This is a genomic window from Paraburkholderia sp. J10-1 (assembly GCF_905220165.1).
Classification (GTDB): Bacteria; Pseudomonadota; Gammaproteobacteria; order Burkholderiales; family Burkholderiaceae; genus Paraburkholderia.
Window position 1 is genome coordinate 355,342 of record NZ_CAJMYW010000006.1, and the last position, 20,562, is coordinate 375,903.

Sequence of the window (20,562 nt, forward strand, 5' to 3'; positions counted from 1 at the left end):
GGGTTGACAGCTTCGGGCCGAGTAGCGATAATTCTTTTCTTCGGCGAATTAGCTCAGCCGGTTAGAGCGACGGAATCATAATCCGCAGGTCCGGGGTTCGAATCCCTGATTCGCCACCAGTTGCAAAAGAAAGCCGCTGTCCCACAAGGACAGCGGCTTTTTTCTTTTCTCCGCCCAATCCCCCACCAATCCCCCCATCAAACCGCCGCCACGAGCTGTTGCGCGATCAACGCCGTGATGTGCTGCTTCTCGTGCTCCGCGCGCTCGAGCATCCCCACGCTGCGAAATTCCGTCTCGCCCGGCAAGGACAGCACGCGCAGGGCCTCATCGTGCGTCCAGTTGGCGTTGCGCAAGAGCGGCACGACAGTCACGCCCACACCTTGCCTCACCAGCGCCGCTACGCCTTCCAGTGAACTGAGTTCGAGAAACACGTTGACCTTGTAACGCCGCTTGCGCAAGGCACGGTCGATCAGGATGCCTGTTCGCTGCGTGCTGTCGAAGCGCAGGAACCGTTCGTTGCTCAGCAGTTGCGCTACCGAACCCGATTTCAGGCTCGCAGGCACCAGCGCGACAACAGGCTCGGTGTACAGCGGCGTCCAGCGGACACGCGCCAAGCGCCGCCCCGGCGTATCGACGAGCACGGCGCAATCGATCTCGCCCGCGTCGAGTTGCGCGGCGAGTTCGATCGACCTCGCCGTCACGATGCGGATCTCGAGACTCGGCCGCGCCGTCTTCAGTTTCGCCACGGCCTGAGCGAGCGCGCTCACGGCCGACTCCACCGCGCCGATCGTGACCGGCCCCGTCTGCGCTTCGACTCCCGCCGCCAGCATGCGCATCGCCTCGTACTGCGCGAGCATCGCCTGGGCATGCGGCAGCAGCGCCTTGCCCATGGCGTTGAGCACGACCGTGCGCCCTGCCCGGTCGAACAGCTGCTGGCCGAAGGTTTCCTCGAGCGAGCGCATCTGCATGCTGATCGCCGACTGGGTCAGCGACAGGTGCTCGGCGGCGAGCGCAAACGAGCCGTATCGGGCGATGGCGTCGAACGTGCGCAGCATTCGCAACGTACTCACGGGTTCATGTCCCCCAATTCATCAAAATTTCTGAAGTCGCATTTCAGAAAATATCACTTTTTTTTGATTGTCTGCGCAACCAGAATGATTCCACACGAAAGCCAGTCAGACCAACAACTGGAGGAGACGTCCGGATGGGGTTCTCAATTGAAACGGCCGGTGCAGCCACGCCGGCACACACCCAAAGCGCGGCGCGCCGTATCGACCTGCGTGTGATTGCGGTCGCAACCATCGGCAATGCGCTCGAGTGGTTCGACTTCACTGTGTTCACCTTCTTCGCAGCGGTGATCGCGAAGCAGTTCTTCCCGAGCGAGAATCCCACGGCCGCGCTGCTCGCAACGTGGACCACGTTCGGCGTCGGCTTCCTCACGCGCCCGCTCGGCGGCATCGTGCTCGGCAACTATGCGGACCGGCACGGCCGCAAGGCCGCCCTGCTCATCACGATCTTCGTGATGGCGCTCGGCGTGGCCGTCATCACGCTCGCGCCCACCTACGCGCAGATCGGCCTCGCGGCGCCGATTCTCATGCTCGTCGGGCGCTTTCTGCAGGGCTTTTCGGCGGGCGGCGAAGTGGGCAGCGCGACGGCGTTTCTGGTCGAGCACGCGCCTGTGGAACGCCGTGGCGTGTACGGCAGCTTCCAGATGATCGCGCAGGCCTGCGCCATGCTGCTTGGCGCGGCGGTGAGCGTCGCCATCACGCAGACGCTCACGGCCGAGCAGATCAGCGCGTTTGGCTGGCGCATCCCGTTCGCTATCGGCCTGCTTATCGTGCCCGTGGGCCTTTACGTGCGCTCGCGCCTCGATGAGTCGCCTGTCTTCAGCGATGCGCGCCACGATAAGCGCCCGAAACGCTCGCCTTTTCTCGAATCGATGGTTTCGCACTGGCGTCAGGTGCTCGCGGGCTTCGGCCTGACGATATACGGCACGATCGGCACGTACCTCTTCTACTACTACATGCCGAGCTATGCCACGCGCTCACTCGGCGTGTCGTTCCAAAGCTCGGTGATCGCTTCGCTGTGCGCCGCGGTTGCGTATATCGTCGGCACGCTCGCTTCGGGCCGCATCTCGGACGCCGTTGGCCGCAAGAAGCCGATGGTGGCCTCGGCGGTGATCAGCCTGATCGTCGCGTATCCGCTCTTCCGGCTCGTGAGCGCCGTGCCCACGCTGCCTGTGCTGATCTTCGTGCAGTGCTGCCTGATGCTTTCGCTCGGCCTCTTTCAGGGCGCGTACTGCGCCTTCGTCTGCGAACTGTTTCCGGCGCGCGTGCGCGCCACGTCGCTCGCCATCGGCTACAACTTTGCGGTGATGATCTTCGGCGGCTTCGCCGGCGCGATCGCCACGCTGCTGATCGGCTGGACCGGCGACAAGCTCTCGGTCGTCTACTACGGCCTCTTCGGTGCAGCCGTCGGCCTCATCACCCTGCTCTTGCTGAAAGACCGCTCGCGCCAGCCTTTGCTATAGGCGGCGCATTCACCATCCATCGCGCAGCCGTCCCGCGTACGGCTCGCACGCATCATCACCGAAACGAAGGGAGTCTCATGACCATCATCGCCGAAATCGCCGCAGCCGAAGCCGAACTGCAAGCCATTCGCCGCGACATCCACGCCCACCCCGAATTGCGCTACGAAGAAGATCGCACGTCCGCGCTCGTCGCCGAACGGCTCGAATCGTGGGGCATCGAGGTCACGCGCGGTCTCGGCAAGACCGGCGTCGTCGGCGTGCTGCGCAACGGCACCGGCACCAAAACCATCGGCTTGCGCGCCGACATGGACGCGCTGCCGATCCAGGAGCTCAACACGTTCGCGCACGCATCGAAGCACGCGGGCAAGATGCACGCGTGCGGGCACGACGGCCACACCGCGATGCTGCTCGGCGCGGCACAGCATCTGTCGCAGCATCGCCATTTCGACGGCACCGTGGTGTTCATTTTCCAGCCCGCCGAGGAAGGCGGCGGCGGCGCGAAGGCCATGCTCGAAGACGGCCTTTTCGAGAAGTTTCCCGTCGATGCGGTGTTCGCCCTGCACAACTGGCCGGGCCTCGCTGCAGGCAGCTTCGGCGCACGCGTGGGCGCGACCCAGGCGTCGAGCAACGAGTTTCGCATCGTCGTGAAGGGAACGGGCGCGCACGCCGCCATTCCGCAAGACGGCATCGACCCTGTGCTGACCGCCATGCAGATCGGCACGGGCCTGCAAAGCATCATGACGCGCAACAAGCGCCCGATCGACGCCGCCGTGCTCTCGATCACGCAGATGCAGGCCGGCGAGGCCGTCAACGTGATTCCCGACACGGCGACGCTGGCCGGCACGGTGCGCACGTTCTCGCTCGAGGTGCTCGATCTGATCGAGAAGCGCATGCGCGAGTTCTCGGAGGCGACGGCGGCCGCTTACGGTTGCACGGTGGAGTTTTCGTTCCACCGCAACTATCCGCCGACGGTCAACACCGAGGCCGAGACGCACTTCGCGCTCGACGTCATGAAGGAAGTCGTCGGGGCGAACCATGTGGTGCGCAATATCGACCCGACCATGGGCGCGGAGGACTTTTCGTTCTTCCTGCTCGAGCGCCCGGGCTGCTACGCGTATATCGGCAATGGCACCGGCGACCATCGCGCGCATGGCCACGGCCTCGGCCCGTGCATGCTGCACAACACGAGCTACGATTTCAACGACGACGTGCTCACGCTGGGATCGACGTACTGGGTGCGCCTCGTCGAGGCCTTCCTCACGAAATAAGCGCTCATGCCTTCCCTGTTCTCCACCACCTACAGCGAGGCGCGCGCCCGGTTCATGGGCGCCGCCGCCTCACGCGGCCTGGCGCTCGCGAGCCACGTCATCCCTGAAATGGAGGGACGCGAAGGCGAGGCGCTCGCAACCGACGTCGTCCGGCTCGGCCCCGCGAACGCGAAGCGCCTGCTCGTGCTGACGTCCGGCACGCATGGCGTCGAAGGGTTTTGCGGGAGCGCGGCGCAAACGGCCTTGCTCGGCGATGCCGCGCTGCAGGCGCGCCTCAACGCGCTCGGCGTGGCGGTGCTCGTCGTGCATGCGATCAACCCATACGGCTTCTCGTGGCTCTCGCGCACGAACGAGGACAACGTCGACCTCAATCGCAACAGCATCGATTTCACCCGTGCGGTGCCGTACAACGAGGATTATGAGGCGCTGCACACGCTGCTGGTGCCTGCGCAATGGCCGCCTTCGGACAGCAACGCCGAGGCAATCGCGAGCTACATTGCGAGCCACGGCGAACCGGCCTATCAACGCGCGCTGACAACCGGCCAGTACCATCATGCCGACGGCCTTTTCTATGGCGGCGAGCGGCACGTATGGAGCACCCGCCTGCTGCAGACGCTGCTCGCGCAACACGCGAGCCAGTGCGAGCAGATCGGCTGGATCGACTTTCATACCGGCCTCGGTCCGGCCGGACATGGCGAGAAGATCTGCGTGGGCCGCATCGATGTGGCGGAACTGCAGCGTGCGCGTGCCTGGTGGGGCGCCGACGTGGCAAGCCCGCTCGACGGCTCGACGATCGCGTCGAACGTGGGAGGCCCGATTCTCGACACGCTGCGCACGACCTGCCCGCGCGCGCAGACAACGGCGATCGCGATCGAGTTCGGCACCGTGCCGCTAGTGCCGATGCTGCATATGTTGCGCGCCGATGTGTGGGTGCGCCGCCATCCGGACGCGCCGGAAGCCGCAGGCATTCGCGAGCAGATCCGCGCGGCGTTCTGCTTCGATGACCCGCTCTGGCAAGGGCAGATTCTCGGGCAGTCGCGCGCGGCCATCCTGCAAGGGGTGCTCGGCCTTTCGCGGATGCCTGTCGGCGGGCGTTAACTGCCGCTAACGGCCGCTATATCGTCTTAGCGAGTTTCGAGCGCCACTGCGGCGCTCATCGCACGCGCTTGCGCTCGCGCTTCGTTTCGTACATCGAACGATCGGCGTATTCGATCAGCGCCGTCATCTCGGTGCCGTCTTCGGGCAGGATGGCCACGCCTACGCTCACACCGAGATCGATGCGGTTCCCTTCGAACTCGAATGGCTCGCCCACCGTGTCCACAAGCCGGCGGCTGTATGCCTCCGCATCCCCGCGCCCCGCGATGCCGGGCAAGATCACTGCGAATTCGTCGCCGCCCACGCGCGCGGCCGTGTCCACGCGGCGGCTGTGGCGAGCGATGCGCGTCGCGGTCTCCCGGATCGCCGCGTCGCCGGCGCGATGGCCGTAGCAGTCGTTGATCGGCTTGAGGCCATCCATGTCGAGATTGAGCACGCCGAGTCCGCCCGACGAACGCACGGCGAGATCCACCGACTGACGCAAGCGATCGTAGAAGAGCGCGCGATTAGGCAGCCCTGTGAGCGCGTCGTGCGTTGCACGCAAATAAAGCTCGCTCGTCTCGTGCCGCGCGGCATGGAACATGGCCGCGGCGATGAGCTCGGACATCAGCGAGAGCGTGCGGATGTCCTCGTCGTTGAAAGCATTCACTTCCGCATGCGTGACTTTCAAAACGCCGACGGTCGTCTCGAGGTGCTTGAGCGGCGTGACGATCATCGAGCGCAGGCCGGCGCGGCGGCAGGCTTCGCGGTCCACGCGCGGGTCGGTTTCGGCGTCGTCGCAGCGCAGGATCTCGCCCTCGCGCACGCACATGCCCGACAGGCTCGTCTCGCGTGCAAGGCGCAAACCGAGCAGGTTCGCGACGCTGCCCGAAGCCGCGCGGTACACCATGTCCTCGCCTTCGGCGAGTTCGACGACGGCACCGTGCGCACCTGTGAGCTGCTCGGTGCGCTCGGCCACGTAGGCCATCACGCCGCCGAGATCGAGCCCGAGCTTCGCGATGTCCGACTGCGCCTTGATGATTTCCAGCAGGGTTGCGTTGTCCAGTTGCGTGTCTTTCGCTTCGTTGTTCTTCATCGCTTGACCGTTAGCCGTGCCTTTGACTTGCTGACGGCGCTGAAAGCCGAAGCGCCGTTGGATCGTGCTAAAGCATAGCAAACGTTGTTAATTGCGCCAGCGCAAACGTTTCACATCTTCGATTCGCGGCGCCTTGCTGCAATTCGTTGCGGGCGCATCCACTCAGCCTTCGATACGCTCGCGCGTCACGCGCAACAGCGCCGCCATCGCGCGGCTCGCCGCAAGCGCGTCGCGCTGCGCGATCGCGTCGTATACGAGCGTGTGGTCGGGCAGCGCCGCGTTGAACACGTCGGCGCGCTTCGCATTCACGCGCAACTGGCCTTCGAGCGTGCGCTCGATCAGCGTGCCGAGCGGCACCAGCAATTCGTTGCGGCACGCCCCCAGCACCGCAAGGTGAAAGCGCAGGTCCGCGCGCACCCATTCGTCCACATTGCGCGCCTCGGCCATGGCCGCGTGCGCGGCGGCGATCGACGCCAGCGCATCGGCATCGTGCGCGCTCGCGGCCAGCCCGGCCGCGAATGGCTCGATCATTTCGCGCATTTCCTGGAGCTTGAGCGCGAACGCGAGCGGCGGCGCCACGCGCGCGTACCAGTCGAGCACGTCGGCATCGAGCAGGTTCCATGCGGCGCGCTCTCGCACGCGCGTGCCCACTTTCGGCCGCGACTCCACGAGCCCTTTGGACGTGAGCGTGCGCAACGCCTCGCGCAGCACCGTGCGGCTCACGTCGAAGCGCGCCATGAGCTCAGCCTCGCGCGGCAGGACCGCGCCGGGCGCGTGGTCACCGCGCAGGATCGCGCTGCCGAGTTCGAAGGCCACCGTGCCGTGCAGATCTCGCTGAATGGCTGCTCTCCTGGATATTGGGAATCGACGCGAAATAATACTATTAATAGCACTTTAAGGCGAATTTTGCAGTAGGATGTGCTCCGAGACGCGCCGGGCATCCGTCCGTGCCGTGCGCCCTATCTGGAGACACCGCATGAAAATCACCAAGCTCGAAACCTTCGTCGTCCCGCCGCGCTGGCTCTTTCTGAAGATCGAAACGGACGAGGGGATCGTCGGCTGGGGTGAGCCGATCGTCGAAGGCCGCGCGCACACGGTCGCTGCCGCTGTCGATGAACTCGCCGACTATCTGATCGGCAAAGACCCGCTGTTGATCGAAGACCACTGGCAGGTGATGTATCGCGCGGGCTTCTATCGCGGCGGTCCGATCTCGATGAGCGCGATTGCGGGCGTCGATCAGGCGCTCTGGGACATCAAGGGCAAGCATCATGGCGTGCCCGTTCACGCGCTGCTCGGCGGCCAGGTGCGCGACAAGATCAAGGTGTATTCGTGGATTGGCGGCGACCGTCCGAGCGACGTCGCCAACAACGCGCGCGCCGTGGTCGAGCGCGGCTTCAAGGCCGTGAAGATGAACGGCTCGGAAGAGCTGCAGATCATCGACACGTTCGACAAGGTGCAAGGCGTCATCAACAACGTCGCGGCCGTGCGCGAGGCCGTGGGCCCGAACGTCGGCATTGGCGTGGACTTCCATGGCCGCGTGCACAAGCCCATGGCCAAGGTGCTCGCCAAGGAACTCGATCCGTTCAAGCTCATGTTCATCGAAGAGCCGGTGCTCTCCGAAAACGTCGAGGCGCTGCGCGACATCGTCAACCAGACCAGCACGCCGATCGCGCTGGGCGAGCGTCTCTATTCGCGCTGGGATTTCAAGCACATTCTCGCGGGCGGTTACGTCGACATCATCCAGCCCGACGCTTCGCACGCGGGCGGCATTACCGAATGCCGCAAGATCGCCGCGATGGCCGAAGCCTATGACGTCGCGCTCGCGCTGCACTGCCCGCTCGGCCCGATCGCGCTCGCCACCTGTCTGCAGATCGACGCGGTGAGCTACAACGCGTTCATCCAGGAACAGAGCCTCGGCATTCACTACAACAAGGGCAACGACCTGCTCGACTACATCAGGAATCCCGAAGTCTTCAAGTACGAAGACGGCTTCGTTTCGATTCCGCAAGGCCCGGGTCTTGGCATCGACGTGAACGAGGAGAAGGTGCGCGAGATGGCGAAGACCGGTCACCGCTGGCGCAATCCGGTGTGGCGTCACGAGGATGGCAGCGTCGCCGAATGGTGATGCGAGGATGAACGTCAAATGCGCGGCACGCAACGTAAGGTGATGCGCTTAACGCCGCGCGTTTCGGCGGCGTAACATTTCGCGCGGCTTTGCGCGCTTGGGCGCGCAGGCTAGTGAATCGCGCGAGCGGCTTATGTCGTTTGCGCACACAGCCAGTTCATGGAAAGCCGCGCCGCTCAAGGCGCGGCCATCATCGCGTGCTTACGACGCCAGCGAACGCCACTCGCTGGCCTGCTCCTTGCAGATTCCTTTGCAACCCAATCTTGGTATTGCAAAGGTTTCCATGGACGCGTCACTACCCGACTATCTCATTCGCGAACAGGCCGCCGTCGGCTCACTCGTCGCCTTCGGCTTCATGCGCGTGCTCGCTGGCGCCATTGCCTTCATGCGCGGCTGGCGCATAGGCTGGGTGGAGTACGCCGCGATCGGCGCAGCAGCGCTGTGGTGCGCGCCGCAACTGTTCGCGCTGATCGCGAACCCAACGTCTGCGGCCGCGCTCGCGGACCTCGAAGGCAACGCCATAGGCTGCGCCATCGCCCTCTTCTTCGCACCGATCCTTAGTCACCGGCTCGGCTACGAGTAAGCTCCGGCGCAGCCCAATGCGCGACGTTTCAGCCCTGCAACACGTAGCCCGGCACGGTGTGCGCAAGTGCGGCGGCAGTCACCAGTACGCCGATCATCACGATCGCTTCGAGATGGATCACGTTGACGAAGCGTCGCGCCGCCGCTGTCGACGCTGCGCGCCGCAGCTCCGGCATCGCGACGAGCCGGTTGAAGCCGCCCATCGCGAGCGCGAGCACGACGAGCGCAGTCTTGAGCAGCAGCACTCGGCCCCACTCGCTGTTCATGATGGCGTCGAGCGAGCCGCCGCTGCCGCGCAGGGTGTTGAATACGCCCGTCGCGATCACGAAGCCCACCGCGAAGAACGCCACGTTCGAGACCTGGCCTGCTGTGCGGATCAGCACGCCGCGCGCCGTCGACGCGCCGAGTGCCGGCAGGACAGCCAGGCCGCCCGCCATGACAATGCCGCTCCACGCGCTGGCGCTCAGCACATGCAACGTATGAAGGCCGAGCGCCGCCGATGCGAAGCCCGCATCGGCGGCATGCCCGAGCCCCGCGCGCCCCGCGGCGATGGCGACGAGCGCGAGCCACAGCACGCCGTCGCGCGCCACGCTCGAGGCCGCGAACGCGCAGCCGAGCAGCACGAGCGCGCCCGCGAAAGCCACGGACCACGCGTGGCCGACATGCGTTTGCGAAAGCACCGTGCCGACCACGCCGAACGCGCTCGGCAACGGCTCGCCGCTGACCGACGCGCTTTCGTAAAGCATCCACATGATGAGCGCCGCGACGAGCACGACCGCCGAGGCGCGCAGCGAGCGTTGCGCACGCAGCCATGCAAGGCGCGCGGGCGCGACGGCCGTGCGGCCGTCCTTGTCGAGCCACGCGCTGTAGAACGCCGAGCCGAGCGCGAAGGCGTAAGCAATGTTGACAATGGCCGCCATGGCGACCTGCCCGATCCAGAGCCAGTCAGCTTTCATCGGACCTCGCCCTCCCGCGTGTTGCGGGTCGCGCGGACTTCGCGCGAAGTGGATCGGTCGGCTTGATGCAACGCTTGATGCAACGATAGGGAAAGTGCAATTGGAGTCATCGAGACAAGTGGCAAGGAAACAACATGAAAACAGCAACGGCAGGACACCGACGCAGCACATCGCAACGCTACGCACGCCCGCAAGCGTGCCTCGTTCGATAGCCGCCGCACCAATCGGTTCAATGCGGCTTTAGCACCGGTTCGAAGCCGGTTCAACGCGGATTCCATGCGCGAGCATCGAGTCCGCGCACGCGACGGAATGTGGCTGCCGCATGCGCCCGGCATGAACTCGTACACGAGCCCAGCAGCGAGCGGCTCGGCGAGTGTGGCGCGGGTGCGGGACAACCCCGTGTCACCGATCGGCGAACAGGTGCAGAATCATAACCGGCGCCGCCGCGACGATCGGCCGCAAGCACGTCGCGATGTCGCCACGAAGGTGTCGGAGGGCTCTTGTGGCGCATGCGGCAAATGGTCACTATAAGTTCCCGATGCTAGAATCTGCTGCGTCGCCGCAGCGCGCCCGGTCTTCTGCTTTCATCGCGCGCAGCCTGGAAGCCGGGCCGTTCGAAGCCTGGTCAGGTCCACGATAAAGATGGAGTTACGCGTGTCCCCAAGACGTATCTTCCGACCGCTCATTCCGCTCGTCGCGCCTCTGGCAGCAGCACTTTTGCTCGGGTCGACCAGCGTTCTCAGCGCTGCCTATGCCCAGACGGCGGCCTCGGCCCCGCAGCCCAGCGCCCCCGACACGATCGCCTCGCGCGTGCAAGGCTGCACCGCGTGCCACGGCTCGCACGGGCAGGGTACCGACAACGACTACTTCCCGCGTCTCGCGGGCAAACCGGCCGAGTACCTGTTCAACCAGCTAATGAACTTTCGCGAGGGTCGCCGCAAGTACCCTCCGATGAATTATCTGGTCACCTATCTCTCCGACGACTACCTGCACGAGATCGCGACGTTCTTCTCGCAGCAGCGGCCGCCCTACCCGGCGCCCGCGAAGCCTTCGGTCGGCAGCGACACGCTCGCGCGCGGCCAGCAGATCGTGCTGCACGGCGACCCGGCCAAGCAGGTGCCCGCCTGCGCGGCCTGCCACGGCGCAAAGCTCACCGGCATGGAGCCGGCCATTCCGGGTCTGGTCGGTCTGCATATGGACTACATCAGCGCGCAGATCGGCGCCTGGCGCTCGGGCTCGCGGCATGCGAAGGCGCCCGACTGCATGCATACGATCGCCACACGCCTCACCGACGAGGACGTGAACGCGGTCGCGGCCTGGCTCTCGACGCAGAGCGCGCCGCAGAACCCCGTGCCGGCGCCGGCTGGCTCACTCAAGACGCCGCTTGCCTGCGGCAGCGAACCGCAATAAGGCGCCGGGGGAGACAGCCAATATGAACCGCAAGTCCCTGTTCGCACTTTCCGCCGTCGTCGTGGCCGCTGCGGCGGCCCTCGTGCCCGTGCTCTGGTCGGGCACCCACTATCTGCAAAATGGCGCAGCGCTTGCCGCGACGCCCGTCGATCAGGCCGATCTCATCAAGAAGGGCGAGTATCTCGCGCGCGCCGGCGACTGTATCGCCTGCCACACCGTGCGCGGCGGCCAGATGTTCGCGGGCGGCCTGCCGATGGCTACGCCCTTCGGCACGCTCTACACGCCCAACATCACGCCCGACGACCAGTACGGCATCGGCAAGTGGAGCGCCGACGACTTCTATCGCGCCATGCACACGGGCCGCTCGAAAGACGGCAGCCTGCTCTACCCGGCGTTCCCGTTCGCGAGCTACACCAAAGTCACGCGCGCCGACGCCGACGCGATCTTCGCGTATCTGCGCTCGGTCCCGCCGGTCAACGTGCCTAGCCGTCCGCACGAGCTCAAGTTCCCGTTCAACAACCGCAACCTGCTGATCGGCTGGCGCACGCTGTTCTTCCGCGAAGGCGAATACAAGCCCGACCCGACCAAGTCGGTCGAATGGAACCGTGGCGCGTATCTCGTGGAAGGCCTCGGCCACTGCGGCATGTGCCACACGTCCATCAACGCGGTGGGCGGCCCGGTCAATTCGGCGGCCTTCGCGGGCGGCCTGATCCCGCTGCAGAACTGGTACGCGCCGTCGCTCACGGGCAGTGAAGGCGGTCTTGGCGACTGGGACATCAAGGACATCGCGAGCCTGCTGAAGACCGGCGTTTCCCAGCGCGGCGCCGTGTTCGGCCCGATGGCGGACGTGATCCACAACAGCCTGCAATACCTCTCGGACGACGATATCCATGCGATGGCCTCGTATCTGAAGACCATCCCGCAGAAGAAGGAAGCGCCCGAAACGATGCAGATGGAGACTTCGGAAGCGTTCGGTGGCGAACTCTTGCAGCAAGGTCAGAAGATCTACCATGACCAGTGTGCAAAGTGCCACGCGGAGAATGGTCTCGGCATGCCGCCGAACTTCCCGCCGCTGGCGAACAATCAGTCGATCCAGATGCATTCGGCCGTGAATCCGATCCGCATGGTGCTCAACGGCGGCTATCCGCCGAGCACGGGGGGCAACCCGCGCCCGTACGGCATGCCGCCGTTCGCGCAGTCGCTCTCGAACCAGGAGGTGGCGGCCGTGGTGACCTTCATCCGCATGTCCTGGGGCAACAAGGGCACGCCGGTCTCCCCGCAGCAGGTTGCCGACCTGCGGTCGTCTCCGCTCGACTGACGCACTGTCGACCAGAGTTAGCGCTTCAGTGCCTACTCTGGTCCCATGCAGAGCAGCCCACCGCCGTAAGGGCTTCAGCCCTTACGGCGGTCCCACGCAAGTGGTTACTGTTATAGTGGCGGTTGCCTGATAAGGGCGCAGTCCGCGAAAGCGCGGGCTGCGCCCTTCGCTATTTGGCGCCGGGCCGTGTGGTGAAAACGGTTCCGTGGCCCGTCAGGCCGGGTTTTGAACGCTGCGCTCGAGCACGGCGCCGTACGGGGTGGAACCCTGTTCCAACGGTGCGCGTTGCGCTCAAGAAGAACAAGGAGTGGTCGTCATGCACGCCGGTGAGCGTCTGAACAGCATTACTCACCTCGTGGGCGCGATGTTGTCGGTAGCGGGGCTCGTCTCGCTCGTGACGCTCGCGGCGCTGGATCACGACGCGTATAAAGTCGTGAGCTTTGCGGTATACGGGGCGATGTTGTGCGCGCTGTACACGATCTCGACGCTGTATCACGGCGTGCGCGGCATTCGTCTGAAGGCGGTGCTGCAAAAGTGCGACCACGCGGCGATCTATCTGCTCATCGCGGGAAGCTATACTCCGTTCACGCTTGTGACGCTGCGCGGGCCTTGGGGCTGGTCGCTCTTCGGCGTGAGTTGGGGGCTCGCGGCGCTTGGCATCGTGCAGGAACTCACGCTCGGGCGGCGCACGAGAGTGCTTTCGATGGTGCTCTATGTGGTGATGGGCTGGCTCGCGGTGGTGGCGGTTCGGCCGCTCGTCGAGGCTTTGCCGGCCGCGGGCACGGCGTGGTTGCTGGCCGGCGGCGTCATATACAGCGTCGGCATTTATTTTTTCGTCAATGACGAGCGCATCCGGCACGGACATGGAATCTGGCATCTGTTCGTGCTCGCCGGGAGCGTCTGTCAATTCGTGAGCGTCGCGCGCTACGTCGCGTGACGCGTCAATGCGAAGGCATCGCACGGCCGCCGCAGTGTCCGCGGCCGCACGATGCAACTTAACGCCAGACGACGTGTCTTCTTAGACCCGTCCGTTCCATGAAGAAAAAACGCGGCGCGCGCACTGGCGCGCCGTCCGAACAACGCGAAGAAGCGGCAACGCCTGGCGCATGTGAACCCGGCAACACCGCTTTGGCTGCGCAGCGCGCCCTCGGGCCGCGAAGCGACGCCCGCGCTACTGCAATACAACAGGTGTTTATGTCTTTCGATTCTCTCGGCTTGTCCGAACCGCTGGTCCGCGCAGTCAACGAACTTGGGTACAGCACGCCCACGCCGATCCAGGCGCAAGCGATTCCCGCCGTGCTCGGCGGCGGCGATCTGCTCGCCGGCGCGCAAACCGGCACCGGCAAGACCGCCGGCTTCACGCTGCCGATCCTGCAACGCTTGACGGACATGCCGCCGGCTGCGAACGGAAAGCGCGTGGTGCGCGCGCTGATCCTTACGCCCACGCGTGAGCTGGCTGCGCAGGTCGAAGAGAGCGTGCGCGCCTACGGCAAGTATCTGAAGCTCAAGTCCACGGTGATGTTCGGCGGCGTGGGCATCAATCCGCAAATCGACGCCCTGAAGCGCGGCGTGGATATCGTGGTCGCGACGCCGGGGCGTCTGCTCGATCACATGCAGCAAAAGACGATCGACCTTTCGCAGCTCGAGATTCTTGTGCTCGACGAAGCCGACCGCATGCTCGACATGGGCTTCATCCACGACATCAAGCGCGTGCTCGCGAAGCTCCCGCCCAAGCGCCAGAACCTGCTCTTCTCGGCCACCTTCGCCGACGAGATCAAGGCGCTCGCCGACAGCCTGCTCGACTCGCCCGCGCTCATCGAAGTCGCGCGCCGCAACACCACGGCCGAAACCGTGGCGCAGAAGATCTATCCCGTCGACCGCGACCGCAAGCGCGACCTGCTCACCCACCTGATCCGCCAGCACAACTGGTTTCAGGTGCTCGTGTTCACGCGCACCAAGCACGGCGCGAACCGCCTCGCCGAGCAGCTCACGAAGGACGGCATCAGCGCGCTCGCGATTCACGGCAACAAGAGCCAGTCGGCACGCACGCGCGCTTTGAGCGAGTTCAAGGACGGCACGCTCCAGGTGCTCGTCGCCACGGACATCGCCGCGCGCGGCATCGATATCGACCAGCTTCCGCACGTCGTCAACTACGATCTGCCGAACGTGCCCGAGGACTACGTGCACCGCATCGGCCGCACGGGCCGCGCGGGCGCGACGGGCGAAGCCGTGTCGCTCGTGTGCGTGGACGAGCATCAGTTGCTCAAGGACATCGAAAAGCTGATCAAGCGTGCAGTGCCCCAAGAGGTCATTCCGGGCTTCGAGCCGGACCCGAACGCAAAGCCTGAGCCGATCCAGCGCCGCAGCCAGCCGCAAGGCCGCTCGCCGCGCCAGGGGCAAGGCCAGGGCCGCGGTGCGTCGAATGGCGCAAATGCCGCGAACGGCGGACGGCCCGCGCAGGCGCGCGAGCCGCGTGAGCCGCGCGGTGGTAATCGCGAAGGTGGTCGCGATGGTGGCCGTGAAGGTAATCGCGAAGGTGGCCGTGAAAACAACCGCGCGCATGCAGCCAACGGCGGCGGCAACAACGGCCAGCGCCCGGCCAAGCCGGCATCGAATGGCGGCGGCGTGCGCACCGCCAAGCCCGTGAAACAGCAAGGCGCGAATCACGGCGCACAAGGCGCGCGCGGCGAGCATACGCGTCGCGAAAGCCAGCGCGGCGTTTCGCACGAAAGCGCGCTGGGCCGCCCGCAACAACGCAAGCCGCAGGGCAACCCGGGCGCGCTGCTCGGTGGCCGCCCCGGCGGCAATTCGCGTCGCGACGGCAACGGCCAGCGCGATCGCTGATCTTCGCGTCCAGCAACGAAAAAGCCCGCTCTAGCAGCGGGCTTTTTGTTTGCACGTGCGAACGTCTTAGCGGAAGAAGACGTGTTCCGTGATCTTCGCGAGCGGATAGTGCACGCCCGGCCGGATCTTCGCGGGCAGATTGAGCGGCTTGAGCAGCATCTTCACGCACATGTCGGCGGAAAGATTGTGGCGCACCAGCTTGTTCACGCGCGCGGTGAGTTCGCGGCTATAGGCCTCGTCGCGCACGCGGTCGGGGTAGCGGCCCGCGTACACGTGGCGCAGCGCGATTGCGGAATCCTCGTTCCTGATTTCCATCACGCGGCGCATGAGCGCGCCGAGCACGGCGAGACGCCCGTGCCCGTCTATCTGGTTGTACTTCTTGAAATACCTGAAAAAGTGCTTGTAGTGGCGCACTTCGTCGCTGCGAATGTTGTCGGTGATTTCCTTGAGCACGGGCTCGTCCGAATACTCGCCAATCGCACGGTAGAGCGTGGCGGTGCCGGTTTCGACCACGCAGCGCGCGACCATTTCGAGCGCGCGCGTTTTCTCGAACTCCTCGAACGAACAGGTCTTCGAATACTCTTCGATGAAGGTTGCATACGCCGCGTCCCAATCGAACTCGGGCCACACGTACTGGATGTACGTCTTGAGCGCACGCCCATGTTGAAGCTCCTCGGGCTCCCATTCGCGGTTGAGCCACTCGGAGACTTCCGGGTCGCCTTTGAAGAACACGTTCAGGTTACTGGTGTAAAGGTCGGAACCGCTTTCGATGAAAGACGAGGCGGCGAGGAGCAGCATCAGGTCTTCGTTGGCGGCGGCACGTTGACGGTCGATACGTGTGAGATCGATGTCTTCGATGCGCCAGGGCATCTCATGGCGAGGCTCGTTTTCGTTACGCATTGTGTCCTACTCCCGAAGCGGTATCTTCGCTCACGACGCGCAGCGCGAAGCCGGAAGCCCCGAGGCCCGGCGGGCGGCGCCAGTCACGCGCGGCGAACATTACCGGCCATCCCTAATTCAATCTTAGCCGTAGTTTCGCGTAGCTGCAGTCACACAGCACAGACCGGGCCCGACCCTCACAGTTCCGGGAATGGACGACTTCTCCTCATTACGTCATGTGACGCGCATCGGCCGCGACTGACCGGGACTGGCCGCGGCGCAAACGGAATACCCACTGGAAATACCGGCCCGCGATGCATGGCGGATCGAGGCGGATTCGCCCGCGGCGTGCCGCGGTGCAGTACGAACTTCAAGTGATTTCGCGAATCAGGACGGCTCGTGCCACCGCTGCAAGCGGGTTCGAATGTCAAAGGGAATATTTTTGGGGCGTGGTTTGTACAACGCAGCGGCGTTGACTACACTCCAGTTCCCCGAGGTAGATCCCGGGCTGGATGCCGTTTGGGCCGCGCACAGGCTGCCCGGGCGGCCGGTCCCTCCGGCCAGACGATTCTCCCCGGTCGCAGGCTTTCGCTCACACCACCGCATTCCTGTCGCTGCGCCGCCCTGCGGGCTGCAACCGGCGACCTCTGATGCGGCAACACGGAGAGAACGATGCTGAGTCCGCATGAATTCGCCACCCTGCTGCTAGTACAGGACGCCCCCAACCAGCTCGACATGGAACGAGAAGAACTGGACGCCTTGCTCGAACGACAGCTCGTCCAACTGGAGCGCCTTGCATCCGGCCTTCAGCAATGGCGACTAACCGAAATCGGCGACTCTGCGTTGCGCGCCATCAAACGGTGTTCGTAGCCTGATCCGGCGGGCCCGGTGCCCGCCCAGCCACAGGCTCCATTGCCCTCTATCGATTTGCGCGGACGTATGGATCGTCCGCCAGCCCGGCTTGTCGGGCACGTCCCCGATGCAGGCGCACGGCAGTAGACGTACGCGCCTGCAGTGCATGGTCACGCGGACCCGCGCGCTTCATGCCCGCGTGACCATTTTTTTGCGCCCTGGCACGCCCTCCCGCACGGCGCGCGCTGTTTCGCGCGACGCGTGCTTCCTCGCACGCGCGTAGACACGCGCCCTGCCACACCGCTATCCGCCTACCCCGCTCGCAGCGTCGGGTCGACCGCCGAGCGCCAGCTCAGCGCCTGCGCGCGCTGGGTATTGAGGAAGTTCACCCACTCGCCCCGCGCCTGAGCGTTACCGCTCTTGCCGAGCGTGGTGTATTGCTGCGCGAGTTGAGCCTGGAAGCCGCAAAACTGGTCCTGGGGCAGCCTGCCGCGCCGATTGGCGACCCAGGCGTCGAACATGGCCGCGTAGACGCCCGGCGCATACGCGCCGAAATCGACCGCCTGGCCGCCGCACATCTGCTGCAAGGCGGCCAGCGACGGTGCGCGCCCGCCGCCTTCCGGGCCCGGCGGCGCGCCCACGCACCCCGCGAGCAGCACGGCCGCACCGATCATTGCAATTGCACGCATGATTGCCTCGTTATCGTTTTCGACGGGTTGGAACGACTGCATTCCGACTCGGCTATTCTCGCACCGCGCCGTGCACCGCGAGTGCGCTGCGTCCAAAAAGCAAAAGCACGTATGATTGGGGGTTTCCACCTTCCCGCCTGCCTGGCTCGGGCGCGCGCATCGGCCCCGGCCGCGCGTTACCCGGCCTCTCGTTTCACGCATGATCGACCATCTCATCTGCGACTGTGACGGCGTGCTCGTCGACAGCGAAGTCATTGCCGACCGCGTTCTCTTCGACACGCTCAGCAGCACCTTTCCCGGCATCGATTTTCACGCCGCCGTGAACGCGGCTTTCGGCCAGCAGACCTCGCGCTTTCTCGCCGATGTGGCCGCCCGCTTCGACCTCACGATGCCCGAGGACTTTCTCGAGACGATCGAACATCGCTGCGAAGCGGCCATTGCCGAGTCGGTGTGCCCGATCAACGGCGTGCGCGACGCCTTGCGCCAGGTGACGCTACCCGCCGCCGTCGTGTCGAACAGCCGGCTCACGCGCGTGCACGCTTCGGTGCGGCGCGCCGGGCTCGACACGATCTTCGGCGAGCGCATCTTCAGCGCCGAGCAGGTCGCGCGGCCCAAGCCTTATCCGGATGTGTACCTGCACGCGGCGAAGCAGCTCGGCGTGGAGCCGGCGCGCTGCGTCGTCGTCGAGGACAGCATTTCGGGTTTGAACGCCGCGCGCGCGGCGGGCATGAAGACGATCGCGTTCGTCGGCGCGAGCCACATTCCTTCGGGCTACACCGACGTGCTGCGCGAGATGGGCATCACGCGCATCATGGCGCACATGGAAGAATTGCCGGCGCTCGTCGAGGCGGGCGTGCGCGGCGAATTCGGCGACGTGCAGTCTTGAGGCGGCGCGTGCGCAGACCGCACGAGCCTTAAAGAAAGCGAGACTCGGCGCCTGTCGGCGCCGCGTTTCTCATCTCGCTACTTCAGCGACCCTTAGGCCGGTTCGGCGCAGCGCTCGCGCGCCACAGCGATCGATTCACGGAACGCCACCAGCTCGGCAATCGTGAGCATCGGCAGGTTGTGCAGCTTCGCGAAGTCGTCGACCTGCTTGCCGCGCGCCATCGTGCCGTCGGGGTTCATCAGCTCACACAGCACGCCGGCTGGCGCGAGGCCCGCGAGCACCGCCAGATCGACGGTGCCTTCGGTATGGCCGCGACGCGCCAGCACGCCGCCGCGCTGCGCGCGCAGCGGGAAGACGTGGCCGGGACGCACGATATCGTCAGGCTTCGCGTTTGGAGCGATCGCAGCGCGGATCGTCGTCACGCGGTCGGCGGCCGAAACGCCCGTGCTGACGCCGTCGCGCGCTTCGATCGAGACCGTGAATGCGGTGCGGTTGCGGCTTTCGTTGTGGGCCACCATCGGCGGCAGTTCGAGCGCGCGCACTTTCTCGTCGGAGAGGCACAGGCACACAATGCCGCTGCATTCGCGGATGAAAAGCGCCATCGTTTCGGGCGTCAGGCGTTCGGCGGCGACGATCAGGTCGGCTTCGTCCTCGCGGTCGTGGTCGTCTTGCAGCACGACCGGGCGGCCTTCGCGCATGGCTTGCAACGCGGCGGCAATGCGCGGCGGCACCGGCTCGGAATCGATGAACGGGAGATCGGCGGCGGCGTCGAGCGGCGCGCCTTGGGATGCAGCGAGAGTAGTACTGGACATGTGAAACGCTCCTCGCGAGAGTTAGGCGAAAAACGTTTCAGGGCATTGCAAACAGACAGGAATCCCCGGCACGCGTCATTCGGCAGGCACGCGCCACGCCCCAAAAAATGGGGACGCACGCGCATCGGCCGAAACACCGCGGCGGATGGGCAAACATGACCATCTGCACATCTTCTTCCATCCGGACTATGACCGTCGGCTCTGGCTTCACACCAGATCTGCTGACCCTGCGCATCACATCATGAAGCTCGCGCAGGCGCTCGCGGGCTCGTCGGCGTTGCCTTTCGGCGCGGCCGGCATACCGCCGGTGGGGAATTTCGCCCCGCCCTGAAGACGCACTGATTACCGGATTAACCGGCGGGCAAAGGATACAACAGGCTGCAAAACCGTGCAGCGCGAAAAAGCACGACTAGACAATGTGCTCGAAACGCGTTTTGTGCGACGCCGCATCGCCGCCAGCCGGCGCGGCGGGCACGTCCCAGCGCGGCGGCGTCTCGGCGTTGAGCGTCACGCGAAACACGCGCGCCTCGGTGTCGCCCGGGTTGCGCAGGCTGTGCGGCTGGTCGGCGTCGAAAAGAATCGCGTCGCCGGTGGCGAGCAGCTGGCGCCGATCGTGCACGCTCACTTCGAGCGTGCCCTCGCTCACCACGAGGTTCACCGTCGTGCCGGGCGGGCGGCGCACGCCGGGCTCGGTGTGCAGCGGCGCAATGCGCAACTCGTGAAACTCGGCTGCGGCGGGCTCCCCTTCCGGATAGAGCGCGCGCGCCGAATAGCGGCCGTCGGCGGACACGACGCGCGACGCGCGCTCGGCAGGCAAATGCTCGAAGCCGTTCACCGCATGCCGCCGCAGGAACGCCGAGACCGAAACCTTGAGCGCCGCCGCCACCTTGCAGAGCACCTTGATCGACGGCACGCTGCGCGCCGACTCGACCTGCGCGAGCATCGCCCGCGAGACACCCGAGGCGCGGGCGAGCGCATCGAGCGATAGCTGGCGTTCGGCACGCAGGCGGGCGAGGTTCACGCCCACGAGATGCTCGAGCGCCTCGTAAGATCCTTCGGTGTGCGCAATATTGGGCTGTGCTTCGCGCACGAGCGCGAGGGGTGAATGCATGGCTGCCTCCAGGCGCGCCGCGTCATTGCGGCGCAAGAGCATGAATGGAGGCAAGACTAGCATCGCGATTTGCCGCGCCCAACGAAGTTATCTTCACACTGTTATCAGCATTGCAGAGCGCGAATCCGGG

The 20,562-nt window shown here is 65.4% G+C and carries 19 protein-coding genes, 1 tRNA gene and 1 riboswitch; of the genes, 12 read left to right on the forward strand and 8 right to left on the reverse strand.

Features of this window, described 5'->3' with window-relative positions:
- Positions 1-42 precede the first annotated feature (42 nt).
- Positions 43-119, forward strand: a tRNA-Met gene (locus U5A65_RS21260).
- A gap of 78 nt (positions 120-197) precedes the next feature.
- On the opposite strand, the gene U5A65_RS21265 is transcribed toward U5A65_RS21260, so the two are convergent.
- Positions 198-1,070, reverse strand: coding sequence for a LysR family transcriptional regulator (locus tag U5A65_RS21265; protein WP_321935041.1), 873 nt, complete (start codon positions 1,068-1,070; stop codon positions 198-200).
- Positions 1,071-1,204: 134 nt separating this feature from the next.
- On the opposite strand from U5A65_RS21265, the gene U5A65_RS21270 reads away from it, so the two are divergent.
- The 3 genes from U5A65_RS21270 (at position 1,205) to U5A65_RS21280 (ending at position 4,896) form a co-directional block, all read left to right on the forward strand.
- Positions 1,205-2,530 (forward strand): MFS transporter, encoded by a 1,326-nt coding sequence (locus U5A65_RS21270; RefSeq protein ID WP_321947248.1) that lies wholly within the window; start codon positions 1,205-1,207, stop codon positions 2,528-2,530.
- Positions 2,531-2,607: 77 nt separating this feature from the next.
- Positions 2,608-3,798 (forward strand): M20 aminoacylase family protein, encoded by a 1,191-nt coding sequence (locus tag U5A65_RS21275; RefSeq protein ID WP_321913723.1) that lies wholly within the window; start codon positions 2,608-2,610, stop codon positions 3,796-3,798.
- A gap of 6 nt (positions 3,799-3,804) precedes the next feature.
- The gene (locus U5A65_RS21280; protein WP_321947250.1) at positions 3,805-4,896 is read left to right on the forward strand and encodes a M14 family metallopeptidase; all 1,092 of its coding nucleotides are present in this window, start codon (positions 3,805-3,807) and stop codon (positions 4,894-4,896) included.
- Between the two features lie 55 nt (positions 4,897-4,951).
- Here U5A65_RS21280 and U5A65_RS21285 read toward each other — a convergent pair whose 3' ends face one another.
- Entirely contained in the window at positions 4,952-5,968 is a 1,017-nt protein-coding gene (locus tag U5A65_RS21285) for a sensor domain-containing diguanylate cyclase (RefSeq protein WP_321913721.1), read from the reverse strand.
- 162 nt (positions 5,969-6,130) lie between these two features.
- Positions 6,131-6,844, reverse strand: coding sequence for a FadR/GntR family transcriptional regulator (locus U5A65_RS21290; protein ID WP_321947315.1), 714 nt, complete (start codon positions 6,842-6,844; stop codon positions 6,131-6,133).
- A gap of 100 nt (positions 6,845-6,944) precedes the next feature.
- Between U5A65_RS21290 and dgoD the strand changes: the two genes are divergently transcribed.
- Positions 6,945-8,093, forward strand: coding sequence for a galactonate dehydratase (gene dgoD / locus U5A65_RS21295; RefSeq protein ID WP_158758581.1), 1,149 nt, complete (start codon positions 6,945-6,947; stop codon positions 8,091-8,093).
- Between the two features lie 283 nt (positions 8,094-8,376).
- Entirely contained in the window at positions 8,377-8,676 is a 300-nt protein-coding gene (locus U5A65_RS21300) for a hypothetical protein (protein WP_321947251.1), read from the forward strand.
- Between the two features lie 28 nt (positions 8,677-8,704).
- Here the strand turns inward: U5A65_RS21300 and U5A65_RS21305 are convergent, their stop codons facing one another.
- Positions 8,705-9,631 (reverse strand): copper resistance D family protein, encoded by a 927-nt coding sequence (locus U5A65_RS21305; protein WP_321935035.1) that lies wholly within the window; start codon positions 9,629-9,631, stop codon positions 8,705-8,707.
- A 642-nt stretch (positions 9,632-10,273) separates the two neighbouring features.
- Between U5A65_RS21305 and U5A65_RS21310 the strand changes: the two genes are divergently transcribed.
- The 4 genes from U5A65_RS21310 (at position 10,274) to U5A65_RS21325 (ending at position 15,203) form a co-directional block, all read left to right on the forward strand.
- Positions 10,274-11,041: a c-type cytochrome gene (locus tag U5A65_RS21310; protein ID WP_321913718.1), complete on the forward strand. Its 768-nt coding sequence runs from the start codon at positions 10,274-10,276 to the stop codon at positions 11,039-11,041.
- Between the two features lie 22 nt (positions 11,042-11,063).
- Positions 11,064-12,359 carry a cytochrome c gene (locus U5A65_RS21315; RefSeq protein ID WP_321913717.1) on the forward strand — a complete coding sequence of 432 codons (1,296 nt, stop codon included), beginning with the start codon at positions 11,064-11,066 and terminating at the stop codon, positions 12,357-12,359.
- 316 nt (positions 12,360-12,675) lie between these two features.
- Complete coding sequence (trhA, locus tag U5A65_RS21320) at positions 12,676-13,296, forward strand: PAQR family membrane homeostasis protein TrhA (RefSeq protein ID WP_321913716.1); 621 nt, start codon at positions 12,676-12,678, stop codon at positions 13,294-13,296.
- A 257-nt stretch (positions 13,297-13,553) separates the two neighbouring features.
- A complete protein-coding gene (locus U5A65_RS21325; protein WP_321947253.1) occupies positions 13,554-15,203 on the forward strand; it encodes a DEAD/DEAH box helicase in 1,650 nt (549 codons plus the stop codon).
- 66 nt (positions 15,204-15,269) lie between these two features.
- Here the strand turns inward: U5A65_RS21325 and U5A65_RS21330 are convergent, their stop codons facing one another.
- Positions 15,270-16,103 (reverse strand): ferritin-like domain-containing protein, encoded by an 834-nt coding sequence (locus U5A65_RS21330; RefSeq protein WP_415765317.1) that lies wholly within the window; start codon positions 16,101-16,103, stop codon positions 15,270-15,272.
- Between the two features lie 651 nt (positions 16,104-16,754).
- Here U5A65_RS21330 and U5A65_RS21335 point away from each other — a divergent pair.
- Positions 16,755-16,952, forward strand: coding sequence for a hypothetical protein (locus U5A65_RS21335; RefSeq protein ID WP_028205977.1), 198 nt, complete (start codon positions 16,755-16,757; stop codon positions 16,950-16,952).
- A 293-nt stretch (positions 16,953-17,245) separates the two neighbouring features.
- Here the strand turns inward: U5A65_RS21335 and U5A65_RS21340 are convergent, their stop codons facing one another.
- The gene (locus U5A65_RS21340) at positions 17,246-17,623 is read right to left on the reverse strand and encodes a hypothetical protein (protein ID WP_321935034.1); all 378 of its coding nucleotides are present in this window, start codon (positions 17,621-17,623) and stop codon (positions 17,246-17,248) included.
- Between the two features lie 199 nt (positions 17,624-17,822).
- Here U5A65_RS21340 and U5A65_RS21345 point away from each other — a divergent pair, with 199 nt between their 5' ends.
- Entirely contained in the window at positions 17,823-18,509 is a 687-nt protein-coding gene (locus tag U5A65_RS21345) for an HAD family hydrolase (RefSeq protein ID WP_321913713.1), read from the forward strand.
- A gap of 92 nt (positions 18,510-18,601) precedes the next feature.
- On the opposite strand, the gene ribB is transcribed toward U5A65_RS21345, so the two are convergent.
- Positions 18,602-19,321 (reverse strand): 3,4-dihydroxy-2-butanone-4-phosphate synthase, encoded by a 720-nt coding sequence (ribB, locus tag U5A65_RS21350; protein WP_321913712.1) that lies wholly within the window; start codon positions 19,319-19,321, stop codon positions 18,602-18,604.
- Between the two features lie 165 nt (positions 19,322-19,486).
- Positions 19,487-19,660: riboswitch (FMN riboswitch) on the reverse strand.
- 70 nt (positions 19,661-19,730) lie between these two features.
- Positions 19,731-20,432: an XRE family transcriptional regulator gene (locus U5A65_RS21355; RefSeq protein ID WP_321913711.1), complete on the reverse strand. Its 702-nt coding sequence runs from the start codon at positions 20,430-20,432 to the stop codon at positions 19,731-19,733.
- Positions 20,433-20,562: the final 130 nt, after the last annotated feature.

Excerpts from the sequence above, each read along its gene's own strand:
- U5A65_RS21270 (WP_321947248.1), top strand. The coding sequence starts at position 1,205 with ATGGGGTTCTCAATTGAAACGGCCGGTGCAGCCACGCCGGCACACACC.
- U5A65_RS21275 (WP_321913723.1), top strand. The coding sequence starts at position 2,608 with ATGACCATCATCGCCGAAATCGCCGCAGCCGAAGCCGAACTGCAAGCC.
- U5A65_RS21280 (WP_321947250.1), top strand. The coding sequence starts at position 3,805 with ATGCCTTCCCTGTTCTCCACCACCTACAGCGAGGCGCGCGCCCGGTTC.
- U5A65_RS21285 (WP_321913721.1), bottom strand. The coding sequence starts at position 5,968 with ATGAAGAACAACGAAGCGAAAGACACGCAACTGGACAACGCAACCCTG.
- dgoD (WP_158758581.1), top strand. The coding sequence starts at position 6,945 with ATGAAAATCACCAAGCTCGAAACCTTCGTCGTCCCGCCGCGCTGGCTC.
- U5A65_RS21300 (WP_321947251.1), top strand. The coding sequence starts at position 8,377 with ATGGACGCGTCACTACCCGACTATCTCATTCGCGAACAGGCCGCCGTC.
- U5A65_RS21305 (WP_321935035.1), bottom strand. The coding sequence starts at position 9,631 with ATGAAAGCTGACTGGCTCTGGATCGGGCAGGTCGCCATGGCGGCCATT.
- U5A65_RS21310 (WP_321913718.1), top strand. The coding sequence starts at position 10,274 with ATGGAGTTACGCGTGTCCCCAAGACGTATCTTCCGACCGCTCATTCCG.
- U5A65_RS21315 (WP_321913717.1), top strand. The coding sequence starts at position 11,064 with ATGAACCGCAAGTCCCTGTTCGCACTTTCCGCCGTCGTCGTGGCCGCT.
- trhA (WP_321913716.1), top strand. The coding sequence starts at position 12,676 with ATGCACGCCGGTGAGCGTCTGAACAGCATTACTCACCTCGTGGGCGCG.
- U5A65_RS21325 (WP_321947253.1), top strand. The coding sequence starts at position 13,554 with ATGTCTTTCGATTCTCTCGGCTTGTCCGAACCGCTGGTCCGCGCAGTC.
- U5A65_RS21330 (WP_415765317.1), bottom strand. The coding sequence starts at position 16,103 with ATGCGTAACGAAAACGAGCCTCGCCATGAGATGCCCTGGCGCATCGAA.
- U5A65_RS21335 (WP_028205977.1), top strand. The coding sequence starts at position 16,755 with ATGCTGAGTCCGCATGAATTCGCCACCCTGCTGCTAGTACAGGACGCC.
- U5A65_RS21340 (WP_321935034.1), bottom strand. The coding sequence starts at position 17,623 with ATGCGTGCAATTGCAATGATCGGTGCGGCCGTGCTGCTCGCGGGGTGC.
- U5A65_RS21345 (WP_321913713.1), top strand. The coding sequence starts at position 17,823 with ATGATCGACCATCTCATCTGCGACTGTGACGGCGTGCTCGTCGACAGC.
- ribB (WP_321913712.1), bottom strand. The coding sequence starts at position 19,321 with ATGTCCAGTACTACTCTCGCTGCATCCCAAGGCGCGCCGCTCGACGCC.
- U5A65_RS21355 (WP_321913711.1), bottom strand. The coding sequence starts at position 20,432 with ATGCATTCACCCCTCGCGCTCGTGCGCGAAGCACAGCCCAATATTGCG.